This is a genomic window from Clostridium algidicarnis DSM 15099, assembly GCF_002934235.1.
In the GTDB taxonomy this organism is placed as follows: Bacteria; Bacillota; Clostridia; order Clostridiales; family Clostridiaceae; genus Clostridium_L; species Clostridium_L algidicarnis.
Genome location: NZ_PTIS01000008.1, coordinates 1 through 12,908 on the forward strand (window position 1 = coordinate 1; position 12,908 = coordinate 12,908).

General features: G+C 27.2%; 8 protein-coding genes and 1 riboswitch. Of the genes, 1 reads left to right on the plus strand and 7 read right to left on the minus strand.

Features of this window, described 5'->3' with window-relative positions:
* Positions 1-109: 109 nt before the first annotated feature.
* The 7 genes from BD821_RS06870 to BD821_RS06900 all read right to left on the minus strand — a co-directional run bounded on the left by BD821_RS06870 (position 110) and on the right by BD821_RS06900 (position 11,095).
* Complete coding sequence (locus BD821_RS06870) at positions 110-955, minus strand: PRD domain-containing protein (RefSeq protein ID WP_104409838.1); 846 nt, start codon at positions 953-955, stop codon at positions 110-112.
* Between the two features lie 106 nt (positions 956-1,061).
* The gene (locus tag BD821_RS06875) at positions 1,062-2,180 is read right to left on the minus strand and encodes an AI-2E family transporter (protein WP_207719915.1); all 1,119 of its coding nucleotides are present in this window, start codon (positions 2,178-2,180) and stop codon (positions 1,062-1,064) included.
* A gap of 82 nt (positions 2,181-2,262) precedes the next feature.
* A complete protein-coding gene (locus BD821_RS06880; protein ID WP_104409839.1) occupies positions 2,263-3,333 on the minus strand; it encodes a DUF4097 family beta strand repeat-containing protein in 1,071 nt (356 codons plus the stop codon).
* A gap of 189 nt (positions 3,334-3,522) precedes the next feature.
* A complete protein-coding gene (locus BD821_RS06885) occupies positions 3,523-4,962 on the minus strand; it encodes an MATE family efflux transporter (protein WP_242971470.1) in 1,440 nt (479 codons plus the stop codon).
* A 309-nt stretch (positions 4,963-5,271) separates the two neighbouring features.
* Complete coding sequence (locus BD821_RS06890; RefSeq protein ID WP_104409840.1) at positions 5,272-7,359, minus strand: helix-turn-helix domain-containing protein; 2,088 nt, start codon at positions 7,357-7,359, stop codon at positions 5,272-5,274.
* A gap of 214 nt (positions 7,360-7,573) precedes the next feature.
* Entirely contained in the window at positions 7,574-10,132 is a 2,559-nt protein-coding gene (gene mgtA, locus BD821_RS06895) for a magnesium-translocating P-type ATPase (protein ID WP_104409841.1), read from the minus strand.
* Between the two features lie 380 nt (positions 10,133-10,512).
* Positions 10,513-10,686, minus strand: a riboswitch (M-box (ykoK) riboswitch).
* 148 nt (positions 10,687-10,834) lie between these two features.
* The gene (locus BD821_RS06900) at positions 10,835-11,095 is read right to left on the minus strand and encodes a cysteine-rich small domain-containing protein (protein ID WP_104409842.1); all 261 of its coding nucleotides are present in this window, start codon (positions 11,093-11,095) and stop codon (positions 10,835-10,837) included.
* A gap of 379 nt (positions 11,096-11,474) precedes the next feature.
* Here BD821_RS06900 and BD821_RS06905 point away from each other — a divergent pair, with 379 nt between their 5' ends.
* Positions 11,475-12,365, plus strand: coding sequence for an MBL fold metallo-hydrolase (locus BD821_RS06905; RefSeq protein ID WP_104409843.1), 891 nt, complete (start codon positions 11,475-11,477; stop codon positions 12,363-12,365).
* The last annotated feature ends 543 nt before the right edge of the window (positions 12,366-12,908 follow it).

Here is a 12,908-nt window from a genome sequence, read left to right on the forward strand (position 1 = left end):
ATGGATAATTTATGTATTGGGGAGATGTTTTTGCATCTCCTTTTATTTATATAGTTTTTTATACTAGTTCTGCCTACTAAAATTATACTCTAACGAAAATATTATATGATTATGTGTTTTTACTTGAAAGTATATTTTGTATATGGATAGTTAAATATCCAATTTCACCTTCTGGAAACTTTACATTATAATCTTTATAAACCATATCTGCTAATTTACTTGCAAGATCATAAGTTTCTTTATAGTTTTCTTTAATACTTTCAATTAAAATATTTTTTATATTAATTTTATTTCTTGATCTTTCTAGAGCAAATCTAAGATGAGTAAGCATTCTACAATATTCTAAGCTCTCTTTATTTAAATCTATATTAATGTTTTCTTCAATAAATGTTATCATATCGGATATTATAGATGTATCTATTGATGATTTTGAAACATCTTGATTGTTAATAGAAGCATGAATATGCATTGCAATAAATCCAATTTCATCCTCTGGTAAGTTTACATTTAATCCATTATTTATTGTTTCCCATACTTCTTGTGCTGCTTCAAATTCTCCTTTATAAAGAAACTTTATTTCATGCAATAACACATTTTTAATCTCTATACCACTTTCTAATCTTTTTAAAGCGAAACCAATATGATCCGGTAGCGTAATATGTATCTTTTCATTTAATTCTTTATGAAGTTTCTTAGAAATACTTGCTATAGCTTCTTCAGTAATCCCTATTATATTTTCATCTACGATGTTTGATAAGTTCTGAAACTTTTCCCTATTATAGTTATCTACAAGAAAAAACTCCTTTTCTATATTGTTAACATTAATTATACTATCTCCAGATTTAATTCCAAATCCAATTCCTTTTCCAATTAAGATACATTCTTTATTGTCTTTGGTGCATAAAACCACATTATGATTAAAGGGTCTTAAGACCTTATACATTTTTCTACCCATTATTGCGCCCCCTCACCATAGTATATTAAAACTTACCACAGTAATATCTAAATGTGCCTTTTTCTTTATTATTTTTTCTGTATAATTATGAACTGTCCCCTATTTTCTATAATTGTGAACTGTCCCCCACCTTTTCCTTGTGGTTTTTTATAAATTTATCTAAGTACACTTTTACCACTGCTACTATTGGGACGAATAAAACCATTCCGATTGGTCCATACAGTCCACCACCTAATGTAACTGCGAATATTACTAAAAATGGACTTAATCCAACTTTCCCACCTATTAGCTTTGGATCTAGATACCACGCATCAAATTGCTGTAAAACTAGCAAGAAAATTAGCGAAACAGTAGCTTTTATAGGACTAAAGAACACATTTATTGTAAATGCTGTTACCATGCCTATAAATGGTCCAAAGTAAGGTATCATATTAGTAATTGCAACAATAACCGCTATAAGTAGGGCGTAAGAAGACCCTATAATACTTAGTCCAATAAGAGCGATTACTCCTATAATTGCTGAATCTATGGCTTTAGTTCCAACATATGCTCCAACCATATTGTGTAGATTTCTTGTTAAAGATAGTATTTTAATACTATGTTTCTCTTTTAAAAGTAAATAGCACATCTTTTTAAACCAACTAATTATCTTTTCTTTATCATACAATATATATATGGATATTAAAAATCCAAATACCCACTTTATAAAGGAGCTAGTAAAACTTATCGTTTTAGACAACATAGAATTCAAAAATGACATACTAATATTACTTACTTTTGCTAATATATCATCGAATTTGAAACTTGAAAGTGTTGATGAATTAAGAACATCACTTAATCTACTATTGTTTATTAAATTATTAAACCACTTTTGGGTTTCTTCTGCAAAATAAGGTGTGTTTTTTATTATATCAATAATACTATTACTAATTTTAGGTATCAAATAGATGCTTGTAATAGTTATAATACCTATTATTAATAAATAGGTTAGCAGTATGCTAATTCCTCTTTTAAGTTTAAATCTTTTTTCAAAAAATTTCATTATTGGATTCAATATATATGCTATTATAAATGCATATATAAAAGGAGATATTATAGCTATAAGCTTAGTAATAGCTCCAAAAAAATACGCATAATTATCTATAACTTTTATAAGTACGTACGCTGCAACAATTGAAATTACTAAATTAAAATACTTTTTCTCTTTGTACTTTTTAATATTCAAATTCTAAGTTCCTTTCTTAGTAAAATATATTATATATTTTATTTTATTTAAATCTTCTTTTTTAAACAGTTATCTTTTTCTTTTAAAAGTCGTTATTTGCTTGATCTACATTTATTACTCCAAGATCTATTTTTATTTTAATATTTCCATCACCTTCATTTTTATTAAAGGTATTCACACTGATTTTTTTATCATCTACGGTTATTTTACCCTTAGATGCTTGCAAATCCAATTTACTCTTATTTCCAGATTCTAATTTTATCTTACCATTATTACAATTTATATCTGCTTCATTTATTTGGCTACTTTTCACATCTATAGATGAAATATTTGATTCTATATTTAACTTTTCAATATCGCCTAAAATATGAGCCTTTATGTTATTTGATGATATATTAATATTTCTAGTATCTTTAATATTAATGTTACCATTATTAACATTTAAGCCTATAGATTTAAAATTATTTAATATGAAGTTACCGTTATTATTATTTATTTTAAGATTTGAATCGCTCATATCATCTTCATTTTTTATTTCAGCATTATTAAAATTTAAATTTATGTTACTACTACTCGGAACATAAATAACAAAGTTTATAGCCTTTATTTGATTATCATCTAACCTTACATATATTGTGCCATCTTTATCCTCAATCTTTATTCGATAGATATCATCATAATAATTATCAGACACATTAATATCTCCAACTATTCTAATACTGTCACCTGTGGACCTTTTTAAAGTTATTTTTGCATTTACTCCATCTATCTTTATATTTTTATTTAAACTATAAAGTTCCTGGTCTACATTTATTTTTCTTCCATCACTATATTTATCTATGTTAAATTCTTTGACTTCAGCCTTATCAAAGCTTTTAAATTCATCAATAACGTTAATCTTAAATCCATAAAACCCTTCCATAATTATAAAAATTATTATAACAATTATTATTCCAAAATTAAATGAATGACTTACCTTATCATGTTTTTGTTTTCTGTTAACTAAAAGATACTCTATTCCAAGTATAATAAATATTCCTGGCCAAAACTTAAATATAGTCATTGACATAGCAGGATCTATTTGTTTAATAATCAGTACAGCACCTAAAAATATCAATGATAACGCTAATGTAAATGTACCTACCTTTTTCATTTATTTCACTCCTTACCCACTTAAATATTTATTATATTCTATTATAAATATATCACACTTTAATGTATTTGTATTTCAAAATATATATAAATTAATACCATTAAATATAAGTAAATCAAAAAATAGCTTGTATAAAATAAGCATTATACAAGCCATTAGATTAATTCAATAAATTATATTCTAGGTTTTTTATATATCATTTACATAACTTCCAATAGTTCTTCTTGGTTTTTCTACATACCTTTCCTTTTCTAACTCTTCATCTGCCTCCACTTGTCTTTCATCCATTATAGAAAGTCCAGTTTTTAAATAGTAAGCACCAGTAATTGCTGAAATTATATCTGCTGCTGGATAAGAAATCCATGTTCCTTTAACTCCAAATAATCTTATGAATATAAACAGTATTGGAATGAAGATAAGTAACTGTCTATATATTGACAGAATTAATGACAATCTTGCCTCTTCAATAGCTTGATAATAATATATAGCTACAAAGTATATACCGACACAAGGAAATATTGATATTACAATCCTAAAGTCCTTTACAGCCTCTGACAATATATCTGCTTCCTTTATAAAGCTTCCTAAAACCGGTGTTGAAAATACCATCATGCTTACCCAAACCACTATAGACGTTAAAGTAACTGCTACAGTTGACTTTTTTACTACTTCTTTAACCCTTTCATAGTTCTCAGCTCCATAGTTATATGCAACAATAGGTTGCATTGCGGATGTGATTCCAAGCATTGCAATATACATAAACATAGATACCCTTGAGACCACACCAACTATAATTATTGCTGTATCCCCATGAGCACTGAGTACATTATTTAATATAACCGCTACAACAGCATCTGATATTTCTATTATAAATGTAGAAAATCCTATAGTTATTATAGATTTTGTAATATCGCCTTTCAAATTTAAACTTAAAGAAATATTAAAATTCTTTTTTATCTTTAGAAAATGATAATACGCATACGCTGCCGACAAAACTTGTGATGCTACTGTTGCAATTGCTGCACCTTTAACACCAAGTGGTATTGCAACAACAAATATATAATCTATAATTATATTACAAACTGCACCTATAGATATAGCTATTAAGTTAGCCCTTGAATTACCTAATGCAATTAATATATATCCTATTATTACAGTAAAACTCTGAAATATTCCACCTATTATTACAATACTAATATAATCATTTGCATAAGGATATATAGTATCTGTAGCTCCTAAAAATTTAATTATATTACTTTTAAAAATAAATATAAGTGCTATTATAATAGACATGCTTATTAACATTAATGTTAAAGCATTTGCTATGATATGTTTTAGTTTAGATTGGTCTTTTTCTCCAAGTGCTCTAGCAACCGCCGTTGATGCACCTACAGCTATTAAAAGTCCAATGGATATCATAAGTCTTTGCACTGGAAAAGCTATAGTAAGTCCTCCTATTGCTGTGGCTCCTATAGCCCTTCCTACAAACATGGTATCCACCATATTATAAAGTTCTCCTACTAATAATGATATTATTGCTGGTATGGCAATCTTTAATAATACTTTTGTAATATTGCCCGTGGCGAATTCTTCCCCACTTTTGGCAATAGACTTACTGCTTAATGCCACACTAATCACGTCTCCTTTTAATTGATTGTTATAAATTTCTTGTAATAGAGACTTAATTTTGCATAAAAATTAAACATTAAAATCAATAATTTTCATACGGTATTATGTATTCAATATACAATCTTTAAATTTATATTTTAATATATACTAATATTAAATTTATATTAAAATATAAATTCACATTAAAACTCTATACTATAATTGTATTAGAAAAGAGCACTTAAGTACACTCACTTAAATGCTCAGAATAAAGTACTATTTTGCTTTGTTTGAAAAGGAGACTTATATGCAAATAAACAAAAAGCCACCTTAATAATCGTATTTTTGTACCCTTTTAAGTTCAAAAAGTGTAGCTCCATACCCTTTTACCTTACTTACTATGTTAAATACGGAACTCTTTTTGGCAAAATTGAAAGATATGTTAGGAAAAGATGCCTTTTTAAAAAGTTCTAACTCTTCATCATTTATTCTATTTGGTTTTCCAAAACTTATCCAATAGTTGTATACAGATCCTATCGATTCATTTATCTCATATTTAGTTATAGTATAATCATCTATTAGATTTATTATATTAATAGAAAAGTTTCTTTCAGCTATATTTTTACTTCCTCTTCTTTTTAGAATATCATGAAAAGATATTATTTTATCTATATCTTCATTATAAGTATAAATTAATATTTGAATATCATCTCCAGATTTAGTTACAATATACCCTTCACCTTTTTCAATTAAGGTATTACCAAGTTTAGCTAATAAATAATAAGCATAATATGAAGGTTTTCTTATTCCATTTTGGGTTATTATACCGTTATCCCCCATAAATATTTCATTATTTAAATCCTTATCAAAATCTGTTTGATCAAATGCCTTAAAATAAAATCTATTGCCATTTAAAGAGTTTTCAATTATATGAGGTATCATATAAGAAGTATCATATATAGCATCTCTATTTGTAACATCCATTTTTACATTTATTAATTCGAAGTGGCACTCTAAAAGCTCTTTTAATTCTCTAATGTCTTCTAATTGATCCATGGCCTCTAAATCTTCTAAATTAGAAAGTTGAATTCTCCACTTACCCACCTCATAATCTCCATAAAGTTCTCTAAAAAACTTTATAAAACTTTTAAGTGCGCTAACTCCTTCTGAGGAAAACATAGCTTTTTCTAATACTATAAAGGGCCTTAAATTAATAGACAATAAAAATGCTATGACTCTTCTTACTTCTTGCCAATTATAAAAATCACTATATCCTATAGCAACTCCCATTTCTTCTGAAAAAACCTTATCTATTAATGCATATTTAAACTCTATATCATTTTGTATTGATGTAATAAATGTTCTTTGCTTTTCTTTTAATAAATCCCTTGAATCACCAAGGTTTATGAAATCATTAAACTCTTCTTCAAAATCCTTCCCCTCTGATGATGCATCTACATTTAATTTAAATATTCTATCCTCATAATTAAATCTATCATAATCTTCAAGATATACTAACATATACTGTAAGGATTCATTTAAATCTAAGACTTCAATCTTCTTCATATTTTCTAAAACTTCTTCATCTACCTTATACTTTTTTCTATACTGAAAAGGCGTACATTCATAATGCCTTTTAAAATGCTTATTAAAATATCTTATATGAGAAAACCCAAGTTCATCCGATATTTCTGATATAGTTTTATCAGAATCTAAAAGCAACTTTACAGATTCTTCAACTCTAGTTAAATTTAAAAAGTCCTTAAATCCATACCCTACAGTGTTTTTTATTTCATGGGAAAGATAGTAGGAACTCAAATATTCTTTCTTTGCTATATCCTGTAGACTTATCTTATCTTTGTAGTTATTATATATATATCTAACAATTCTATCGTACCTTTCAAATTGTTCACCATTTTCCTTTAAATCTTCCTTTTCATATATTAATTGATGAAAGTTATTTATTAAATGATATAAAAGTTCTACTAAAGTATCATCTATATAATCCTCATACTTATCTCCTTTTTGAATAACCTCACACAAAATTATAGATAAATATCTTCTAAGAATATGATATTTTTCATCTTCTTGAGCACCCTCTTCTGAAGAGTTTGTATAAAAAAATACACTTCTTATATCGTTAAAATATTTCTCGAAAAAGTTAGGGTCTATTTGAAACATTAAAACCTTGTTAGAATCTCCCATACTTTCGTAGCTATGAGCTTCATCACAATTAATTATTTCAAGTTCTCCTTTTTCTAGTTCATATATTTCCGTTTCTATTGTTATCCTAAGTTTACCTTCAAGCACATATAAAATTTCTACACAATCATGCCAATGTATTGGATAACCTTCTATATTAAGCAAAGAAACATTTACTGGAGTTTCTTTTAAGTAACTTATATATTCTTTTCTCATTTTTCCTCCTGTATACAACATCTTATATATTAATTTTATTCATATCTATTATACTATAAAATCTTAGTTCATATGAAATATTAGGTAACAGCGTATCTAAAATTAAGTATAATCTATTTATATTGTGATTTTTACATTATTCTACTTATTAAAAGTATTTTCAGCAATATATTTCCCGGGAAAGTACTTTTTTATATAAAAGCTACGATAACCATTATTCTACATTATACCTTTTTATATACCAACTTTTCATTATTTGGGTTAAGAATATATAGCACATTATTATAACTGACAATATTAAATAATAGGTAACTGGTAATTTAGTAAATCCAAAAGCAGATGCTAGTGGTGAGTTAATTAATATTATTCCAGCTGCTACTATTAGTAGTGAAGTTATCGTAAGTGGCTTACTTGCTCTACTTTGTATAAATGGAATTTTATTTGTTCTTATAACATGAATTATTAGTGTTTGGGTTATAAGTGATTCTAAAAACCACCCTGATTGAAACAAAGCTGGATTATCAAAAGCATGAAATCCATATAACATTATAAAATAAGTAGCATAATCGAATATAGAACTTATAGGACCTATATGGAATATATACCTTTTTATTTCTTCTATATCCCATCTTCTTGGTATCTTTATCCACTCTTCGTCTACAGTGTCTGTAGGTATTGTAGTTTGAGAAATATCATATAATAAATTATTTGTCAAAACTTGAATTGGAAGCATTGGTAAGAACGGTACAAATATACTTGCACCTATAACACTAAACATATTTCCAAAATTAGAGCTTGATGTCATCTTTATATATTTAACTATATTACCAAATATCCGTCTTCCCTCGAGCATAGCCTCTTCTAATACTAATAAATTATTTTCTAAAAGTATCATATCTGAAGATTCTTTTGCTATGTCTACGGCTGTATTTACAGAAATGCCTACATCTGCTACTTTAAGAGCTGGTGCATCATTTATTCCATCTCCCATAAAACCAACTACGTGACCTTTCTTTTGAAGGGCTCTTATGATTCTTTCTTTATGCATTGGTGAAAGTTTTGCAAATATTGTTGTATTTTCTGCCTTAACTTGTAGTTCTTCGTCAGATAGCTTATCTAAATCACTACCAAGTAGCAATGAATCTGCTTTAAGATTTACTTCTTTACATATTTTTCGAGTTATAATTTCATTATCCCCTGTTAACACCTTCACATCTACATTATATTTATGGAATTTAGCTATAGCCTCTTTTGAGGTGTCCTTTGGTGGATCTAAAAATGCCATAAAGCCAAGAAGTGTTAAGTTCTTTTCATCTTCTACAGAATATTCCTTTTTATCCGCATTTCTAACCTTATAAGCAATTGCTATAACCCTAAATCCATCTTCATTTAAAATTTTAACTATAGAGTTTGTTTCCTCTATCATTTCCCCCTTAAAGGTTTCAGTTCCATCTTTTGTTTCATAATTATTACATAGGCTTAAAACTTCTTCCACAGCCCCTTTGCATATTAAAACATCTTCCATCCTTTTATTCCTTACAACTACAGACATTCTTTTTCTCATAAAATCAAAGGGTATCTCATCTATTTTTTCATACTTTCCATCAATATTAAAATCTTCTCCATCTAATTTATGTTCTAATATGGATTCATCCATCATATTTTTTAATCCTGTTTGATAAAAACTATTTATATATCCATATTTCAAAACTCTACTACTATCTTCCCCATATATATTTAAATACTTTTCTAATATTACTTTTCCACAAGTTATAGTTCCTGTTTTATCTGTACATAAAATATCCATAGCTCCAAAATTTTGCAAGGCATTTAATCTTCTTACTATTACCTTTTTCTTAGACATTGCAATAGCACCTTTAGATAAATTAACTGTAACTATCATTGGAAGCATCTCTGGTGTTAATCCAACCGCCACTGCTATTGCAAACAAAAAGGAATCAAACCAATTACCTTTTACAAATCCATTTATTAAAAAAACTAAAGGGGCAATAATAAATATAAGTTTTATCATAAGCCAGACAAACTTATTTATTCCCTTGTCGAAATCTGTAATTTCTTGTTGTCCGCCAAGCTTACTTGTAAGTTTACCAAAGTAAGTTTTATTACCTGTATTTAAAACTATTGCTATTGCTGTACCACTTTCAACGTTAGTACCCATAAAGCATAAATTAGTATTTTCAAAATCATTATCATATTCTTTATCACTTACAATCTTTTCAACAGGCAAGGATTCACCTGTAAGTGCAGATTGATTTACAAATAAATCTTTAGATGTTATTATTTGTACATCTGCTGGTATCATGTCCCCTGAAGAAAGGTGTATTATATCTCCAGGTACTATTACCTTAAGCGGAATCTCATTTGCTTTTCCATCTCTTATAACTGTTGCTGTGGTTCTTACCATAGACTTTAATTGTTCTGTTGAATTATCCGCCCTAACTTCTTGAACAAACTTTAAAACTACACCTAAACTCACCATTACTCCCATTACTATAGCGGCCTTATTATCACCACTTAAATAGGAAATTAAAGCTAATGCCATAAGTAATATTACAAGTGGATTTTTTATATTTTCATATATTCTTTTTATTATAGTAGGTTTCTTTTCACTTTCTAATTCATTAAATCCATACTCATCTAATCTATCTTCTACTTCCTGTTGTTTTAATCCCTCTAAGGAACTATTAAGTTTTTTTAATAATATCTCTGTATTTTTATTTTCAAAACTATTTAACATCTCTTTTAATACCATAGTAATTCTGTTGTTAAAAATCTATAGCTCCTATAATTTTCATAAAATTATAATCTTTATAAGATCTCAAAACAATTATGAATGCTGTAAATTACGCCTCTCACTTTATAATGTTATAATCTTAGTAAAATTTTAATTATATAAATCATATAGTTTCTATAGGAACTTATAGATATCCTACAACAGTTCACCTCCTTTTATTAGGCATCACTATCCTCTCCTAGATGAATATCCGGAAGGGGGTCTATGCCATCTGATTGATTTTTACTTTTTTCATTTTCACTATTAATAATACTTTCTCCCAAGAATACTCACCTCCTTAAAATAGAAAAATCTCTTCACCCAGCGGATGAAGAGATTAAATTGCTCATGAAAAATAAAGACTACTTCATTCGTTGAGCTTTAGCACTATATAACTTTGGCTTTGTTTTAAAACATACCAGCTACATTAAGTAAAGCCTTAATCGACAGTACTTGCTAACCCGTTGGCGTCTCTCGACATTTCTGGGCAGTAGCTTATATTTATATAGTAACCTCACCTAACAATTCTATATTAATTTTTATTTTGTATAATTCATTTTTACTTCTTTATAATAAGACTAAGATTTTTAAAAGTCAATCATTAACCTAAATAAACATTATATTTACAATTAATATAAGCTATGCCTTATACTAATATATTAGGTTTTTTTCTTTCTGTGATTACTTTATTGATTCTCTCTTAGTTTTGTTTACGTCCATTATCTTTTTTACTATGTAGTCATAGCCTTTAGGTGAATGTGGTATTAAACAATTTGAACAATCCTTTATACCATTGATATCATTTTTATTTCCACCACAATCTTCTAAAAAATAAAGTGGACAATAGCAAAACAAGCAGTTAAATTCTTCTTCATTTTTAACTTTGTGACATGGAAAATACTGACACCCATCATTTTTAAAAAACCTATAATTATTATCCATACAAACTCCCCCTATTTTAAACTACATCTTAAAATTAACTTATATAAATAAGTTGTGTCTATAGTTTCTAATTAATAACCTTATTTTAGCTTGTTTGTTAAGAACTTTATAAAGCTATTATATATTAATATCATTAATATAACTTAAATATACATATGGAAATTTTTAAAGTCAACCTTTTGTCCAAACTTTTAAATCTATCTTTTACCAATTCTAAGCTTCTAAACGAAGTATATCCTGCATACTTAATATGCTTTACATCATTTATATTCCTATTTTTAAGTTTATTAATAAAAAAAGTCCTTAATATCCCTATAAATTAAATATTATTTGTTATAATCTAAATAGAAGAACTTAAACATGAGGAGGCCAACTTTATATGGAACTAAAAAAGATTAATGGAAATAGCTATTATATACCCTCTGGTACTAACATTGGAGTATATACATTTAAAAATAAAAATTGCATTCTTATAGACACAGGTATAAATAACACTTCTGCTAGGAAAGTAGAAGAAGCTTTAATAGAAAATAATCTTCACCCTAAATATATAATAAATACTCATAGCCACCTAGATCATTGTGGTGCAAATAATTACTTTTTAAATAATTATCCCGGATGTATAACCTATGCTTCTTTAAAAGAAAAGATTTTTATGGAGAATCCTGAAATTATGCCCTATGCATTATTTTCATCCTACGCTGCTAAAGAACTAAAGAAATCTAATACACCTATAAATGTTGATGAAATATTAGATTATGGTATAAATAAAATTAACGATGAAAAAATAGAAATAATTTCACTAAAAGGTCACTCTATGGAACACATAGGAATAATAACTCCTGATAAAGTATGTTATCTTGGAGATTCCATATTCAGCGAAGAAATCATAAAAAGGCACCCTTTTCCTTACCTATATAATATAGAGGAATCATTAAACACTTTAGAATATATAAAGACCTTAGATGCTGACTACTTTATGGTAAGCCATGCAAAAATCATCTATTCTAAAGATGAAATAATAAATCTTGCAGATATAAATATAAAAAACATAAACAAATATATAAATCAATGTTTAGAACTCTTAGATCAGCCTTTAACAAGGGAGGACCTCTTAGAAAGCATTGCATTATTAAATGATATAGATTTAGGTTTTAATGAATATTATATAAATTTAGGTGCTACCTCTGCCTTTATAGCTTACTTATATAACAAATCATTAATCCATCACTCTGCAGAAGATGGCAAGCTATATTATTTTAAAAAATAGTCTGTTTATTATCAAAATCATCAACAAAACATTGTATAAACTATAAATACTTGTGAACTGTCCCCAAGTATTTATAGTTATGAACTGTCCCCTATATTCCTTATATTTTTTTAAAAGCTATTGACTTAATATTCTGAATAATATATAATTAGTTTAACAACATGAATTAGCAAAACTATCCTCTTCATATTCATAAATCGATTGTAGGAGGTGGTAAAATATTTATAAAGTAATACTTCTAGAATATTAATAAGAAGAGAGGTGAGACCACCAGAAAATTAAATTTCACAAATAAACCGCTTAAATTTGTTTTCCTCTTTGCAAAGGGTTAATTATAAATATAAATATAACCGTTAAGTAATATATAAGAGAGAATAACAAGTGAATCGAAGGAAGGAGACCCTATATTGACAGACACAGAAAGTAGTCCGCCAAAAAACAATGAAAGTTAGAGTGCTTACTAAAGGTATTTATATATATAGTAAGCACTCTAACTTTTTAATTTTATCAACTCATATTCAATAACTTTTACTACTCAGTATT